This is a genomic window from Streptomyces sp. Ru62, assembly GCF_002920615.1.
In the GTDB taxonomy this organism is placed as follows: domain Bacteria; phylum Actinomycetota; class Actinomycetes; order Streptomycetales; family Streptomycetaceae; genus Streptomyces.
The window spans coordinates 271,719-286,175 of sequence record NZ_PQSU01000005.1 but is presented as its reverse complement, the minus strand read 5'-3'; the positions used below and the strand labels follow the sequence as shown (position 1 = coordinate 286,175).

General features: G+C 73.3%; 15 protein-coding genes and 2 pseudogenes. 13 read left to right on the top strand and 4 right to left on the bottom strand.

Annotated elements, in window-relative coordinates; genetic code table 11:
- Nucleotides 1-11 precede the first annotated feature (11 nt).
- Nucleotides 12-589, bottom strand: a pseudogene (locus tag C3492_RS09350) (TetR/AcrR family transcriptional regulator).
- A gap of 95 nt (nt 590-684) precedes the next feature.
- Between C3492_RS09350 and C3492_RS09345 the strand changes: the two are divergent.
- The 6 genes from C3492_RS09345 to gatB all read left to right on the top strand — a co-directional run bounded on the left by C3492_RS09345 (nt 685) and on the right by gatB (nt 5,286).
- Nucleotides 685-1,056 (top strand): DUF4267 domain-containing protein, encoded by a 372-nt coding sequence (locus C3492_RS09345; RefSeq protein WP_103811258.1) that lies wholly within the window; start codon nt 685-687, stop codon nt 1,054-1,056.
- 70 nt (nt 1,057-1,126) lie between these two features.
- On the top strand, nt 1,127-1,621 hold the full coding sequence (locus C3492_RS09340; RefSeq protein WP_103811257.1) for a cupin domain-containing protein: 495 nt from the start codon (nt 1,127-1,129) through the stop codon (nt 1,619-1,621).
- A gap of 93 nt (nt 1,622-1,714) precedes the next feature.
- Nucleotides 1,715-2,011 carry an Asp-tRNA(Asn)/Glu-tRNA(Gln) amidotransferase subunit GatC gene (gene gatC, locus C3492_RS09335; RefSeq protein ID WP_004925108.1) on the top strand — a complete coding sequence of 99 codons (297 nt, stop codon included), beginning with the start codon at nt 1,715-1,717 and terminating at the stop codon, nt 2,009-2,011.
- Nucleotides 2,012-2,016: 5 nt separating this feature from the next.
- Entirely contained in the window at nt 2,017-3,519 is a 1,503-nt protein-coding gene (gene gatA, locus C3492_RS09330; RefSeq protein ID WP_103811256.1) for an Asp-tRNA(Asn)/Glu-tRNA(Gln) amidotransferase subunit GatA, read from the top strand.
- The gene (locus tag C3492_RS09325) at nt 3,516-3,755 is read left to right on the top strand and encodes a hypothetical protein (RefSeq protein WP_103811255.1); all 240 of its coding nucleotides are present in this window, start codon (nt 3,516-3,518) and stop codon (nt 3,753-3,755) included. The genes gatA and C3492_RS09325 overlap by 4 nt, the downstream gene beginning before the upstream one ends.
- 16 nt (nt 3,756-3,771) lie before the next feature.
- Nucleotides 3,772-5,286: an Asp-tRNA(Asn)/Glu-tRNA(Gln) amidotransferase subunit GatB gene (gene gatB / locus C3492_RS09320; protein ID WP_103811254.1), complete on the top strand. Its 1,515-nt coding sequence runs from the start codon at nt 3,772-3,774 to the stop codon at nt 5,284-5,286.
- Between the two features lie 48 nt (nt 5,287-5,334).
- Here the strand turns inward: gatB and C3492_RS09315 are convergent, their stop codons facing one another.
- Nucleotides 5,335-6,132, bottom strand: coding sequence for a methyltransferase domain-containing protein (locus C3492_RS09315; protein WP_258055575.1), 798 nt, complete (start codon nt 6,130-6,132; stop codon nt 5,335-5,337).
- Between the two features lie 76 nt (nt 6,133-6,208).
- Between C3492_RS09315 and C3492_RS09310 the strand changes: the two genes are divergently transcribed.
- The 7 genes and pseudogenes from C3492_RS09310 to C3492_RS09280 all read left to right on the top strand — a co-directional run bounded on the left by C3492_RS09310 (nt 6,209) and on the right by C3492_RS09280 (nt 11,859).
- On the top strand, nt 6,209-6,517 hold the full coding sequence (locus tag C3492_RS09310) for a hypothetical protein (RefSeq protein ID WP_103811252.1): 309 nt from the start codon (nt 6,209-6,211) through the stop codon (nt 6,515-6,517).
- Nucleotides 6,518-6,571: 54 nt separating this feature from the next.
- A pseudogene (locus C3492_RS09305) lies at nt 6,572-6,802 on the top strand (MMPL family transporter); the annotation flags it as partial.
- Nucleotides 6,803-6,819: 17 nt separating this feature from the next.
- On the top strand, nt 6,820-7,392 hold the full coding sequence (locus C3492_RS09300; protein ID WP_103811251.1) for a GNAT family N-acetyltransferase: 573 nt from the start codon (nt 6,820-6,822) through the stop codon (nt 7,390-7,392).
- A gap of 57 nt (nt 7,393-7,449) precedes the next feature.
- A complete protein-coding gene (locus C3492_RS09295; protein WP_103811250.1) occupies nt 7,450-8,049 on the top strand; it encodes a hypothetical protein in 600 nt (199 codons plus the stop codon).
- Between the two features lie 240 nt (nt 8,050-8,289).
- On the top strand, nt 8,290-8,481 hold the full coding sequence (locus tag C3492_RS09290; protein WP_103811249.1) for a hypothetical protein: 192 nt from the start codon (nt 8,290-8,292) through the stop codon (nt 8,479-8,481).
- A gap of 95 nt (nt 8,482-8,576) precedes the next feature.
- Complete coding sequence (locus tag C3492_RS09285; protein ID WP_181140289.1) at nt 8,577-11,615, top strand: AAA family ATPase; 3,039 nt, start codon at nt 8,577-8,579, stop codon at nt 11,613-11,615.
- A gap of 37 nt (nt 11,616-11,652) precedes the next feature.
- Nucleotides 11,653-11,859 (top strand): DUF6191 domain-containing protein, encoded by a 207-nt coding sequence (locus C3492_RS09280; protein WP_103811248.1) that lies wholly within the window; start codon nt 11,653-11,655, stop codon nt 11,857-11,859.
- Nucleotides 11,860-11,894: 35 nt separating this feature from the next.
- Here C3492_RS09280 and C3492_RS09275 read toward each other — a convergent pair whose 3' ends face one another.
- A complete protein-coding gene (locus C3492_RS09275; RefSeq protein ID WP_103811247.1) occupies nt 11,895-13,040 on the bottom strand; it encodes a sorbosone dehydrogenase family protein in 1,146 nt (381 codons plus the stop codon).
- Between the two features lie 344 nt (nt 13,041-13,384).
- Nucleotides 13,385-14,383 (bottom strand): aldo/keto reductase, encoded by a 999-nt coding sequence (locus tag C3492_RS09270; RefSeq protein ID WP_103811246.1) that lies wholly within the window; start codon nt 14,381-14,383, stop codon nt 13,385-13,387.
- Between the last annotated feature and the right edge of the window lie 74 nt (nt 14,384-14,457).

The window sequence follows — 14,457 nt, the reverse complement described above, 5'->3', positions numbered from 1 at the left end:
CCCCGGCCGGCCTAGCTCCCCGCGAAGTGGCCGACGAGCAGCGCCAGGCGCGCCCCGTGCGCGTGCTCCGGCAGCCTGCCGCTCCGCACCAGGGTCACCAGGCCGTGCAGCCCCGCCCAGAACGTCTCCGTCAGCAGTCCGAGGTCATCGTCCTCGGCCGCGATCGGCTCCACCGCGAAGAGCAGTTCGGCGAAGGCCTCCCGCAGTGGTGCCGGCGCCTCCTCCGCGGCGAACGGCAGGGGCACCAGGTGGGTGAACATCGCGTCGTAGAGGGCGGGCCGGCGCCTGCCGAAGGACGTGTACGTCTCCGCCACCGCCGTCAGTGCCTCCCGCGTGCCGCGCGCCGCCGTGCGGGCCCGCCGTAGCTCCGCCGCCAGGTCGGCGCACCCCTGCACCGCGACCGCCGCCATGATCGCGTCCTTGCCCCTGAAGTGGCTGTAGAGAACCGGCTGCTGTGCTCGATCCCGGCGGCCAGCCTGCGCGTGGTCACCGCGTCCCAGCCCTCGGCCTCCGCCGGCTCCCGGGCGGCCGTGACGATCAGCCGTTCGCGTTCGGCTCGTTCGCGCTCCCGGCGCGTCTCGATCGACATGCCTAGATTCTAGCAATGCTAGCCAATCTGTCGATGCTCTGCTAGCTTCGCTCCCACATCTAGCGCCGCTAGCGAACGAAGCGGGAGAACAGCACATGACCGTCACCGCGTACACCCTGGCCGTCCTGCTCGACCTGTTCTGCGTGTTCCTCGGCTACCGGTTCTGGTTCCGGCCCGGCCCCGCGGCGGCCGGCTACGGGGTCCCCGCCGACCCGCACGGCGACGCCCGCGCGTACCTGTCGGTCAAGGGATCCAGGGACGGCGCCTTCGGGCTGGTGGGCCTCGCCCTGCTCGCCTTCGCCGGCGCCCGCGCCGAGGCCTGGTTCATGGTCTGCGTCGCACTGGTCCCGCTCGCCGACACGCTGATAGTCCTGCGCAACGGCGGTGCGAGAGCCGTCGCCTTCGGGATCCACTTCGCCACCGCGGTCGTTGTACTGATCAGTGCCGGACTGCTCTTCGCGGTCTGACCCACACATGGTCCGACCCGCACACGGTCCGACCCGCACACGGTCGACTCACACACAAGGGGGATCCATCATGTCGCTGTTCGTGCCCGAGTTCGATGACACCGTGCTCGTCCGGGACGCCGGGGCCGAGGTCGTCGGCGGTGCGCCCGTCGCCGTCAAGCTGCTGGCCGACAGCAGCGCCAGCGGCGGCGCGCTGTCCACCGTGCGCGTCACGCTCGCCGAGGGCGCCGACGGGGCCCGTCCGCATGTGCACCACAACTCGGCCGAGATGTTCTACCTGCTCGACGGCGAGGCCGAGGTGCTGTCCGGCGACGACGTGGTCACCGCCGGGCGCGGCGACCTGATCATCGTCCCGCCGGACCGGCCCCACGCCTTCGCCGCCGTCCCCGGCAGCACCGCGGACCTGCTCATCGTCATCACCCCGGGCGTCGAGCGCTTCGAGTACTTCCGCCACCTCCAGCGCATCCGTCTCGGCGAGGCCACCCCGGAGAGCCTGCTGGAGGTCCAGGAGCTGTACGACAACCACTTCCTGAGGAGCGACGCCTGGGACGGGCGGCGCCGCTGAGACCGGGGCCGGGGGAAACCGTTTCACGGTCACAGCGCCCCGCCCCCTAGGATTGGGCCCAAACCACACACACTCACCCCAGAGGATCGCTGCATGCCTGGCATCACGCGCGAGGAGGTCGCCCACCTCGCCCGGCTGGCGCGTCTGGAGCTGAAGCCCGAAGAACTCGATCACTTCGCGGGACAGCTGGACGACATCATCGGCGCGGTCGCCCGCGTCAGCGAGGTCGCCGACCAAGACGTACCGCCGACCTCCCACCCGCTGCCGCTGACGAACGTCATGCGGCCGGACGAGGTCCGTCCCTCGCTCACCCCCGAGCAGGCGCTCTCCGGCGCCCCGGCACAGGAGCAGCAGCGTTTCAAGGTGCCGCAGATCCTGGGGGAGGAGTGACCGCCATGACGGACAAGAACAGCATCATCCGGCTCACCGCGGCCGAGACCGCCGCGAAGATCGCCTCCGGCGAGCTCACGGCCGTGGAGGTCACCGAGGCCCACCTCGCCCGGATCGAGGCCGTCGACGAGAAGGTGCACGCCTTCCTCCACGTCGACCGCGAGGGAGCCCTCGCCCAGGCCCGTGCCGTGGACGAGAAGCGGGAGCGCGGCGAGAAGCTCGGCCCGCTGGCCGGCGTCCCGCTCGCGCTCAAGGACATCTTCACCACCGAGGGCGTGCCCACGACCGTCGGCTCGAAGATCCTGGAGGGCTGGATCCCGCCGTACGACGCGACGCTCACCAAGCGGCTCAAGGCCGCCGACGTCGTCATCCTCGGCAAGACCAACATGGACGAGTTCGCCATGGGGTCGTCGACGGAGAACAGCGCCTTCGGCCCGACCGGCAACCCGTGGGACCTCACCCGCATCCCCGGCGGTTCCGGCGGCGGCTCCTCCGCCGCGCTGGCCGCGCACATGGCCCCGCTCGCCATCGGCACCGACACCGGCGGCTCCATCCGCCAGCCGGCCGCCGTCACCGGCACGGTCGGGGTGAAGCCGACGTACGGCGCGGTCTCCCGCTACGGCATGGTCGCCTTCTCCAGCTCGCTCGACCAGGGCGGCCCCTGCGCGCGCACGGTGCTCGACGCGGCGCTGCTGCACGAGGTCATCGCCGGGCACGACCCGCTGGACTCCACCTCCATCGACGCCCCGGTCCCGCCGGTGGTCGAGGCGGCGCGCAACGGCAGCGTCGCGGGCATGCGCGTCGGCGTGGTCAGGCAGTTCCGCGGCGAGGGCTACCAGGCGGGCGTCATCCAGCGGTTCGACGAGTCGGTCGCGCTGCTGAAGGAGCTGGGCGCCGAGATCGTCGAGCTGGACTGCCCGTCCTTCGACCTCGCCCTGTCGGCGTACTACCTGATCGCCCCGTCCGAGTGCTCCTCCAACCTCGCCCGCTTCGACGGCCTGCGCTACGGCCTGCGGACCGGCGACGACGGCACGCACTCCGCCGAGGAGGTCACCTCCCTCACCCGGGAGGCGGGTTTCGGCCCCGAGGTGAAGCGCCGCATCATGCTCGGCACGTACGCCCTGTCGAGCGGCTACTACGACGCGTACTACGGCAGCGCCCAGAAGGTCCGCACGCTGATCAAGCAGGACTTCGACAAGGCCTTCGAGCAGGTCGACGTGATCGTCTCCCCGACGACCCCGACCACCGCCTTCGCGATCGGCGAGCGCGCCGACGACCCGATGGCGATGTACCTCGCGGACCTGTGCACCATCCCGACCAACCTGGCGGGCAACGCGGCCATGTCCCTGCCCTGCGGCCTCGCCCCGGAGGACAACCTCCCGGTCGGCCTGCAGATCATCGCCCCGGTGATGAAGGACGACAGGCTGTACAAGGTGGGCGCCGCCGTCGAGGCCGCCTTCGTGGAAAAGTGGGGTCACCCGCTGCTGGAGGAGGCACCGTCGCTGTGAGCGCACTGACCAAGGCCAAGGGCTTCAGGAAGTCCAGGTCCGGTACGTACCTGTCCATGGCCGCCACCGCGTTCGGCGCGGTCGGCGCCGCGAAGCAGATCAAGAAGGCCCGCGCCGAGAACGACACGCTGCGGCTCGTCGACGCCGTCGTCACCGCCGCCGGCATCGTCACCGGCCTCGCCATCCTGTACCGCGAGCTGAAGCGGCTGGGCGACGACGACGTCCTGCTGGGCTGAGAGGGAAGTTTTCACCGTGACCACCACGACCGACCTGGTGTCGTACGAGGACGCGCTGGCGTCGTACGACCCCGTCATGGGCCTTGAGGTCCATGTCGAACTCGGCACCAAGACGAAGATGTTCTGCGGCTGCTCGACGGCGCTCGGCGCCGACCCGAACAGCCAGACCTGCCCGGTCTGCCTCGGCCTGCCCGGCGCGCTCCCGGTCGTCAACGCGACCGGCGTCGAGTCCGCGATCAAGATCGGTCTCGCGCTGAACTGCGAGATCGCCGAGTGGTGCCGCTTCGCCCGGAAGAACTACTTCTATCCGGACATGCCGAAGAACTTCCAGACCTCCCAGTACGACGAGCCGATCGCCTTCAACGGCTACCTCGACGTGCAGCTGGAGGACGGCGAGGTCTTCCGCGTGGAGATCGAGCGCGCCCACATGGAGGAGGACACCGGCAAGTCGACGCACGTCGGCGGCGCCACCGGCCGTATCCACGGCGCGTCCCACTCCCTGCTGGACTACAACCGCGCCGGCATCCCGCTGATCGAGATCGTCACCAAGCCGATCGTGGGCGCCGGCGAGCGCGCCCCCGAGGTGGCCAAGGCGTACGTCCGCGAGCTGCGCGAGGTCATCCGGGCCCTCGGCGTGTCCGAGGCCCGCATGGAGATGGGCCAGATGCGCTGTGACGTCAACCTGTCGCTGATGCCCAAGGGCGGCGACAAGTTCGGCACGCGCTCGGAGACGAAGAACGTCAACTCCCTGCGCTCGGTGGAGCGTGCGGCCCGCTTCGAGATCCAGCGGCACGCGGCCGTCCTCTCCGGCGGCGGGACCATCGTCCAGGAGACCCGCCACTTCCACGAGGACACCGGGTCCACGACCTCGGGCCGCGTGAAGGAGGAGGCCGAGGACTACCGGTACTTCCCGGAGCCCGACCTGGTGCCGGTCGCGCCCTCGCGCGAGTGGGTCGAGGAGATCCGCGCGGCCCTGCCCGAGCTGCCGCTGGCCCGCCGCACCCGGCTGCTGGCCGAGTGGGGCATCTCCGCCGGCGACATGCAGGCGATCCTCAACGCCGGTGCGCTGGAGCCGATCGTCGCCACCATCGACGCCGGTGCCGACGCCGCCTCCGCCCGCAAGTGGTGGATGGGCGAACTGGCGCGCAGCGCCAACGAGTCCGGCAAGGCGCTGGAGGAGCTGGCGATCACCCCGCAGCAGGTGGCCCGGGTCACCGAGCTGGTCGCGAAGGGTGACCTGAACGACAAGCTGGCCCGCCAGGTCATCGAGGGCGTCCTCGCGGGCGAGGGCACCCCGGACGAGGTCGTCGACAAGCGCGGTCTGAAGGTCGTCTCCGACGACTCCGCGCTCGGTACGGCCGTCGACGAGGCCATCGCCGGCAACCCGGGCATCGCCGACAAGATCCGCGGCGGCAAGGTGGCCGCGGCCGGCGCCCTGGTCGGCGCGGTCATGAAGGCCACCCGCGGCCAGGCCGACGCGGCCCGCGTCAAGGAGCTGATCCTGGAGAAGCTGGGCGTCGGCGAGGGCTGACGGCAGGCGGTGTACGGCCCCGGAGGGACGCCCTCCGGGGCCGTACGGCTAACTGCGGCGTCCCACGACCCGGGCGAACCCCAGCAGGCGCCCCTGGTCGGCCCTCAGCAGCTCCACCGAGTCCCGTGCCAGCCCGGCCATGAACGCGCTCGGGCTCTCCTCGGCGCACACCTCGCTCCACAGCAGCCAGTCCCGCCAGCCGTCCTCAAGCCAGTCGGCGGTCTCGACGGTCACGGCACCCGTGCGCGTCCAGTTCCGGCGCCACCAGCCGGGGGAGTGGAACGCCCAGAACCCGGGGTCCCAGTGGGCCTTGAGGTGCTCAGGCGGCTCGGCCCCGGCGATCTCCTCCCGCACCGACGGGACCACCACCCCGATCCGCCCGCCGGGCTTCAGCAGCCGGGTCAGCGTGGGCAGGTAGAGGTCGTTCGTGCCGAAGTACTGGTAGGCGTCGACGGACACGATCGCGTCGAACGAGGCTTCGGCGAACGGCAGATCGTGCGCCTCGGCGAAGACGGGCAGCACCCGGTCGGCCACACCCGCCTCGGCGACGCGTCCGGCGTTCTCGTCCGGCTTCACCCACAGGTCGGCCGCGGTGACCTGGAGGCCGTACTCCCTGGCCAGGAAGACGGAGGTCATGGCCCGTCCGCAGCCCAGGTCGAGCACCCGGGCGCCGGACGGCAGCCGGTCGAGGCCGAGCGCGGGAGCCAGCCACTCCAGCAGCCACAACGCGTGCGGCCCCATCTGGTTCTCGATGGTCCAGCGGACGTCGTAGCCGTTGCTGCGGGGGTGGCGCGGATGGGTGAGACGGCTGAGGAGCGCCTCGGGGGTTCTCGGTTTCTCGGTCACGAGCAACCATGCCTAGCAGCCGGAGGCACCGCCCCGCACCAGGGTTTCCGGGCCGGGGAAGGTACGCTCGCCCGCCATGAGTGGACGCACCGATTCCGACATCGAGCCCCCGATAACCGAGGAGCCGGAGGGGTACGTCGAGGACGCCCGGCGGGCCCGGTGGACCGCGGCCGGCACCGGAGCGCTCCTCTGCCTCGCGGGGCTCGCCGCCTCCCTGCTGCGGCTCACCGGGTCCGCACCCGCCCGCGTGCCCGCGGCCTACGCCCTCGGTGCCGCCGTCTGCGCGCTCGCTGCGCTGCTCGGCTCCAAGGGCCGTACCCGCAGGGCCCTGTGGCTGCTCGTCGCCGGGACGATGGTCATGGCACTCGGGGACCAGTCCGACTGACGTTTCGTCAGTTCGGCCGCCACCTCTCCGCGCCCCCGGAACCTGCCCGGTCACAGCGGCGACCGCGTCATCGCCATGTTCGGCATCGCGCTCGCCTCCGCCGTCGCCCTCGACGCCTTCGTCCTGCGTACCCTGCTCGTGCCGGCCCTGGTACATCTGCTCGGCGCCGCCACCTGGTGGCTGCCCGGCCGGCTGGAGCGCCGCCTGCCGCGCCTCAGCACCGAGCCGTCCGGGTGCCGCGCGGCGCGCGGACGGGCTCGGCCGGGTCCCGGTGCACGACCTACGGAAGGAAGAACGGCACGATGTATGCGATATCGCTCGGTGACGGCGCCGAACTGCGGCCCCTGGAGGTCTGGCACGCGGAGGAACTGCTCGCCAACATCGACCGGGGGCGGGAGTTCATCGGCCGGCACATCGGTCTGGCCGACGCGGTGTCCGACCTCGACGGCGCCCGCGGGTGGCTGAAGGCGTACGCCGACAAGCGCGCCGCCGACGCCGGCGGCCTGCACGGCATCTGGCTGGACGGCAAGCTCGTCGGCGGCCTGCTGTTCCGCGTCTGGGACACGCCGGGCGGGGTCTGCGAGGCCGGCTGCTGGCTGGAGCCGGCCGCGGCCGGACGCGGACTGGTCACGCGCGGGATGCGGGTGCTGCTCGACTGGGCCTTCGAGGAGCGCGGCATGCACCGGGTGGAGTGGCAGGTGTCCTCGGCCAACGAACCCAGCATCAACGTGGCCCGGCGGCTCGGCATGACCCGCGAGGGCGTGCTCCGCGAGAACTACCGGCACCGGGGCGTGCGCACCAGCACCGAGATCTGGTCGGTCCTCGCGCCCGAGTGGCGTGCGGCACACACGAGCGGCACGCACAACGATCATTAGCGGCGCGCACAACGATCATTAAGGGACCTCTCAGACAGCGTCCGTACGGTGCCAGGCATGGCAACGAAGACAGCGGAAGGCGCCACGGGCGGCACTGAGGCCGGCACCGAGGCGCGCAAGGACGACGAGACGACGACGGCCGGTCCTGCCGGGGAGCAGACCGCCGGGGAGCAGACCGCGGAGCAGCAGGCCGCCGGGGAGATCACGGAAGCCGACGGCGGCGAGGCAGGCGATGCGACGGAAGCCGCCGGTGGCAAGGCGCCCTCCGGGGTCGGCCAGGGCGCCGGCGCCGTCGTCTCGGCGGCGCTGGGCCTGGTCTCGCTCAGCGGCGGCTGGATCGGCACCGTCGCGTCCGCGCGCGAGCAACTCGTCGGCCAGCTCCGGACGTCCTCCACCGCGAGCGTCGCCACGCAGATCAAGGAGGTCTACGGCGACGCCTGGCACACCACCGCCCTGTGGGCCGGCCTGTTCGCGCTGGCCGCACTGATCACCGGCGTGGTCGTGCTGGCCCGGCCCGCGTTCGGCACCCCCGGCCGCCCGCAGGCCGCCTGGATCAAGTCGGTCGCCTGGGCGGGCGTCTCGCTCGGCGTCATCGGACTGCTGCTCGCCGTCCTGAAGTATTCCGACGCCCTGCTCGGCCTGCCCTCGACCGGCTGAGAGGGGGCCGCCGGGAACCCCCAGCGCCGGGGGGTCTTAGGGCCGGGAACCCCAGCCCCGAGGGGTCTTAGGGCGTGCGTGAGCGAGTCACCGCCGCCCTAAGGCCCCTTACGCGCGTGTGCGGCCCGCCGCCCGCCCGAAGATGCGGCACTCTCCCGATGTGGCGGACCCGCCTGGGAGACGAGGGTGGAGGCGTCGCGGAAAGCGGCACACGACACCGTCCCTCCCGGAGGATTCGCCATGTACGACCTCGAACTGCACCGCCTCCGCTCCGCCGAGCTGCGTCGCACGGCCGAGGAGGACCGCCTGGCCCGCGAGGCCGTACGGTCCCGTCGCGCCGCCCGCCGTGCCGAGCCCGCCGGCGGCGGTGCCCCGGCCGCCGAGTCGCATACCGACCGCCCCCGCCGGCACCGGCTGCCACGCACCGCATGACCCTGCCGTCCGCCGGTCCGGCGCTGCCGGCCATCGGTACGACCATCACACAGAGGCTGTGGAAAACCGGTGCCGGGCCGTCCCGGCCCCGTGCGATGCTCGGGCCCGTGGAGAACAGGTCCGTCAGTCCCGTGTTCGTCGGCCGCACCGACGAGCTGGACACGCTGAACGACGCGCTCGCCCGTGCCGCCGCGGCCGAGCCGCAGGCGCTGCTGCTCGGCGGCGAGGCGGGCGTGGGCAAGACCCGCCTCGTGGAGGAGTTCGCCACCGCCGCCGCCCGGCACGGCGCCGTCGTCGCCGTCGGCGGCTGTGTGGAGATCGGTGCGGACGGGCTGCCGTTCGCCCCCTTCTCCGCCGCGCTGCGCGCCCTGCGCGACGCCCTGCCCGAGGAGTTCGCCGCGGCGGCGGCCGGCCAGGAGGAGGAACTCGCCCGGCTGCTGCCCGACCTCGGCGAGGCCGGCGCCGGCCGCCACGACGAACAGGGCATGGCCCGCCTGTTCGAACTCACCGCCCGGCTGCTGGAACGGCTCGCCGCCGAGCACACCGTCGTCCTCGTCCTGGAGGACCTGCACTGGGCCGACGCCTCCACCCGCCACCTCCTCGCCTACCTCTTCCGCACCCTGCGCGCCGGCCGCCTCCTCGTCCTGGCCACCTACCGCTCCGACGACATCCACCGCCGGCACCCGCTGCGCCCGCTCCTCGCCGAACTGGACCGGCTGCGCACCGTCCGCCGCATCGAACTCGCCCGCTTCACCCGCGAGGAGGCCGGCCGCCAGATCGCGGGCATCCTCGCCGCCGAACCCGACCCCGCCCAGGTGGACGAGATCTACGCACGCTCCGACGGCAACGCCTTCTTCATCGAGGAACTCGCCGTCGCCGCCACGGCGGGCGGCTGCGCCGGCCTGAGCGACTCCCTGCGCGACCTGCTCCTCGTCCGGGTCGAAGCGCTGCCCGAGAGCGCCCAGCGGGTCGCCCGGATCGTCGCCGAGGGCGGTTCCACGGTGGAGTACCGGCTGATCGCCGCCGTGGCCCGGCTCGCCGAGGACGATCTCATCGAGGCGCTGCGGGCCGCCGTCGGCGCCAACATCCTCACCGTCACCCGGACCGGCGACGGCTACCGCTTCCGGCACTCCCTGGTCCGCGAGGCCGTAGCCGACGACCTGCTGCCCGGCGAACGCTCCCGGCTCAACCGCCGCTACGCCGAGGCCCTGGAGGCCGACCCGACGCTGGTCCCGGCCGACGCCCGCGTGATGCGCCTGGCCAGTTACTGGTACCACGCCCACGACGCCGCGAAGGCGCTGCCCGCCGTCCTCGCCGCCGCCGTCGTCGCTCGGCGCCGGCACGCCTACACCGAGCAACTGCGGCTGCTGGAGCGGGCGATGGAGCTGTGGGACGGCGCCCCCGAGGAGATCCGTTCCGCCCTGCGCCCGGTCGACTACGCCGAGGTCTATCCCCCGTGCGGCTGCGACCCGGCCACCACACCGCTGCGCTACCTCGACCTGCTGGCCGAGGCGGCCGTGGCGGGCCGCTTCGGCGGCGAGCGCGAACGCGCCCTGAAGATCACCAAGCGGGCCCTGCGCCTCCTGGAGGAGGAGCCGGACCCGCTGCGCGCCGCCTGGTTCTGGGTGCAGCGCTCCCGGCTGGTCCAGGCCATGGCGCGCGGCGACGGCCGGCAGGAACTGGCCACCGCCCAGGACCTGGTGCGCGGACTGCCGCCGTCCGAGGTGCACGCGGAGGTGCTGGCGGTCGCCGCCAGATGGTCCATGCAGCGCCGGCCTGGCCCCGAAGCCCTGGCCGACGCCGAGCGGGCCGTGGAGTACGCCCGCATGGTCGGCGCCCGTGAGACCGAGCTGGACGCCCGCCTCACCCTGGGCGGCCTGACCGTGGAGTCGGGCGAACCGGAGGCCGGTCTCGCGGAGATGCGGCAGGTGCTGCGGGACACCCGCGCGGAGGGCATGCACCAGGTCGCGGCCCGCGCCTACGTGAACCTGCCGTCCGTGCTGCAGAGCGTCGGCCGGGACCGGGAGGCCGTGCCCCTGCTGCGCGAGGGCATCGAGTTCTGCCGCGACCACGGACTGCTGGACTCCGGGGCCTGGATGTGGGGCAACCTGTCCGAGGCGCTGTACTCGCTCGGCCAGTGGCAGGAGGCCGCCGAGGCCGCCGCGCACGCCACCCGGGTCGGCCACGGCGCCATGCCCCGTGGCGCGGGCGCCCTGGTGCAGGCCCACCTCGCCCTCGCCCGAGGCGACCTCGCCGAGGCCGGCCGGCACCTCGCCGCCGCCCGCGCCTGGTACGGCAGCCATGACCCGATGCCCCAGCAGTCCCTGCCCGTGGCCCGCGTCACCCTCGGGGTCGCCGCCGCCGAGGGACGGATCACCGACGCCCGAGCGGCACTGCTCCCGGCCCTGGACGCCGGCTTCCCGCCCGGCACCCACTGCTACGGCTGGCCGCTGCTGCTGGCCGCCGCCACCGCCGAGGCCGACGCCCGCACCCTGCCCGCCGCCCTGCCCGGCCGCGCCGAGACCCTCGACCGCCTCTCGACGGCCGTACGGACCCTCACCACCGGCGTCCCGCTCTGGCAGGCCTACGGCCAGTGGACCCGCGCCGAACTGCTCCGCGCACAGGGCCGGGACACCGCCGACACCTGGTCCCCGGTCGTCACCGCCTTCGAGTGCCTGGACCGGCCCTACGCCCTCGCCCGGGTCCGCCACCGCCTGGCCGCGGCACTGCTGGCCGAGGGCGGCGACGACGAGCGCGAGCGCGCGGTGGAACTGCTCCGGCTGGCCGCGGCGGTCGCCGCCCACCTCGGTGCGCGGCCCCTCGCCGACGCCGTCGCCCGGCTCGCCCAGCGCGCCCGCCTGACCCTGACCGGCGCCCCACGCCAGACCCCCGCCGACCCGGCCGCGGCGCTCGGCCTCACCAGCCGCGAACGGGACGTCCTGCACCTGGTCGCGGCCGGCCGCACCAACCGTCAGATAGCCGCGGAACTGTTCATCTCCCCGAAGACCGCGAGCGTCCACGTCTCCAACATCCTCGGCAAGCTCGGCGTCTCGGGCCGCGGCGAGGCGGCGGCGGTGGCCCACCGGCTGGGGCTGTTCGCCGCCGGGACGCTCACTGCCGAAACACCGGGCTGACACCTACGCTGGAGAAAACCGGCAGTGAGGGGGAGCCGTGTTCAACGCCTTCGAGGAACTGTTCGCGCCCGGCCGCAAGCACACCCGGGACGAGCAGAACCGGCTGGAACTGACCCGCGAGGACGTGGGCGACAACGACCCCGGCCGCGGCCCCATAGACCTGACCTCCGGGAAGGCGGTGATACGCCTGCCGGGAACGGCGCCGGCCGAGCCGGAGCCCGAAGCGCTCACCGAGGACGAGTAGCCGCGCGGCTCATCGAAGGCGAGCAGGCGCGCCGCTCACCGCACCCGCACCTCCAGCACCCGGTCGTCCCCCTTCTTCGGGTGGCCGCGGCCGTCCGTGTTGCTCGTCACCAGCCAGAGCCTGTCGCCGCCCGCCGGGACGGCGGTACGGAGGCGGCCGTAGGCCCCCGTCAGGAACGCCTGCGGGGCGGCCGAGGCCGACGTGCCGTTCAGCGGGACGCGCCACAGACGCGCGCCCTTCAGGCCCGCCATCCAGATCACCCCGTTCACGTAGGCGATGCCGCTGGGGGAGGCGTCGTCGGTGTGCCACTGGGCCACCGGGTTGTGGAAGCCGGTGCCGGAGGTCCTGCCCTCGGCCCGAGGCCAGCCGTAGTCGTCACCGGGCTTGATCGCGTTCAGCTCGTCCCAGGTGTCCTGGCCGAACTCCGAGGCGAACAGCCGCTGCCTGTCGTCCCAGGCCAGGCCCTGGACGTTCCGGTGGCCGTACGAGTACACGGGCGAGCCGGGGAACGGGTTGCCCGGAGCCGGTTCGCCCTCCGGGGTCAGCCGCAGGATCTTGCCGCCCAGCGACTTCCTGTCCTGCGCCAGGCCCTTCTCCCCGCTCTCTCCGGTGCCCGCGTACAGCATGCGGTCGGGGCCGAACGCGATCCGGCCGCCGTTGTGGATGAAGCCCTTGGGGATCCCCTTGAACACCGTGTCGGGAGCGCCCAGTTGCTCACCGGCCGGCTTCCGCTCGTCGTACAGCATGCGGACGATGCGGTTGTCCGAGGCCGAGGTGAAGTAGGCGTAGACCATGTGGTCCGAGGCGAAGCCGGGGGAGAGGGCGATGCCCAGCAGGCCGCCCTCGCCGGCCGGTGAGACCCCGGAGACCGTGCCCAGCTCGGTCGTCCGGCCGGTCTTCTCGTCGATCCGGCTGATCGTGCCCTCGTTCCGGGAGGAGACCAGCAGACCGCCGCCGGGCAGCGGAGCCAGCCCCCACGGCGTCTTCAGCCCCTCGGCCACCGTGCGCAGCACCTTCACCGAGCCCTTGGCCGGAGGTACCGGCGCGGCCGGGGCGGATCCGCGCCCGGAAGCGGTGGCCCCGGAGGTCGTCGCACCCGGCGCACCGCCAGGGGCGTCCCCGCCGCCGGAGGAACAGCCGGCCGTCAGCAGGAGGGCGGCCACGGCCAGCCCGGCAGGCACAGCTCTACGTCGCACGATCACGGTTCCCTTCGCCGCGGCGGTCCGGTGGCGCTCCACAGGCGGGCCAGACGGCACGCTCTCCCTCTCATACACCGGCCACGCCCCCTCGGGTTCCCGATCCCCGACGACCGACCACGGAAACCTCGGCGCGCGTCCCTCGGGCGGTGGGCAGCCCGGACACCTCGGTCCACGGGCGTCGGGTGGCTGTCAGCCCGGGCATGTCGGTCCCCGTGGCCGTCAGGCGGCCGTCGGCCGGGCGCTTCGGTCCGCATCCCTCGGGCGGCCGGCACCCCGGATATTTCGGCCCGCGACTCCTGGGCGACCGGTGGCCCCGACGCCGTGTCTCAGTCCCACGAGCCCTGGGCGGCCGGCAGGCCCGACACCTCCGCCAGGTCCTCCGCGGTCAGCCGCAGCCCGGCGGCCGCCGCGTTCTGCGCCGCCCAGCGCTCCCGCTTGGTGCCCGGCAGCGCGATCACGTGCCGGCCCTGCGCCAGCACCCAGGCCAGTGCCACCTGGGCCGGGGTCACGTCCTCGCCGTGCCGGCGGGCTATGCGCCGCAGGCCCGCGACGATCGGCTGGTTGGCCGCCATCATCTCGGCGGTGAACCGGGGATGCCGCGCGCGCACGTCGTCCGGTTCGAAGCCCTCGCCCGGCGTCAGCGTGCCGGTCAGGAAGCCGTTGCCCAGCGGCATCGCCGCCAGGAAGCCCACACCGCGCGCCTCGCACCACGGCAGCAGCTCCCGCAGCGCCTCCGGCGACCACACCGACAGCTCCGCCTGCACCGCGGCCACCGGGAACACCTGCTGCACCCGCTGCAACTGGCGCAGCGTCGTGTCGTACAGCCCGGCGCCCGGGCGGCGCCCCCCGCGCGCCCCCACCGCGCACAGACCGAGGGCCCGCACCTTGCCGGCCCGCACCAGGTCCGCCATCGCGCCCCAGGTCTCCTCGACGGGTATCTCCGGGTCGGCGCGGTGCAGCTGGTACAGATCGATCACATCGGTCTGGAGCCGCCGCAGCGAGGCGTCGCAGGCCCGCCGCACATAGCCGGGGCGGCCGTTGGCCACGATGTGCTGCTCGCCCACCAGCAGCCCCACCTTCGTGGACACGAAGGCGTCCCGGCGCCGCTCCCTGAGCACCCGGCCCAGCAGGAGCTCATTGGTGAACGGGCCGTACATGTCCGCGGTGTCCAGCAGGTCGCAGCCCAGGTCCAGCGCCCGGTGCACCGCTCTGACCGACTCGTCACCCCGCTGTCGCGATCCGCTGTACGCCCAGCTCATCGGCATGCATCCGAGTCCGACGGCCCCCACCGCGAGCGCCCCCGCGCCGATCGTCCTGCGCTCCACCTGCTCGTGAACCTCCCTCAGCCCGGCCCCCAACCTAACCTCTGCGCGCGGACGTGCCTGACATAGCCTCCTGG

Excerpts from the sequence above, each read along its gene's own strand:
- C3492_RS09340 (WP_103811257.1), top strand. The coding sequence starts at position 1,127 with ATGTCGCTGTTCGTGCCCGAGTTCGATGACACCGTGCTCGTCCGGGAC.
- C3492_RS09285 (WP_181140289.1), top strand. The coding sequence starts at position 8,577 with ATGCTCGGGCCCGTGGAGAACAGGTCCGTCAGTCCCGTGTTCGTCGGC.
- C3492_RS09290 (WP_103811249.1), top strand. The coding sequence starts at position 8,290 with ATGTACGACCTCGAACTGCACCGCCTCCGCTCCGCCGAGCTGCGTCGC.
- C3492_RS09295 (WP_103811250.1), top strand. The coding sequence starts at position 7,450 with ATGGCAACGAAGACAGCGGAAGGCGCCACGGGCGGCACTGAGGCCGGC.
- gatA (WP_103811256.1), top strand. The coding sequence starts at position 2,017 with ATGACGGACAAGAACAGCATCATCCGGCTCACCGCGGCCGAGACCGCC.
- C3492_RS09310 (WP_103811252.1), top strand. The coding sequence starts at position 6,209 with ATGAGTGGACGCACCGATTCCGACATCGAGCCCCCGATAACCGAGGAG.
- C3492_RS09300 (WP_103811251.1), top strand. The coding sequence starts at position 6,820 with ATGTATGCGATATCGCTCGGTGACGGCGCCGAACTGCGGCCCCTGGAG.
- C3492_RS09345 (WP_103811258.1), top strand. The coding sequence starts at position 685 with ATGACCGTCACCGCGTACACCCTGGCCGTCCTGCTCGACCTGTTCTGC.
- gatC (WP_004925108.1), top strand. The coding sequence starts at position 1,715 with ATGCCTGGCATCACGCGCGAGGAGGTCGCCCACCTCGCCCGGCTGGCG.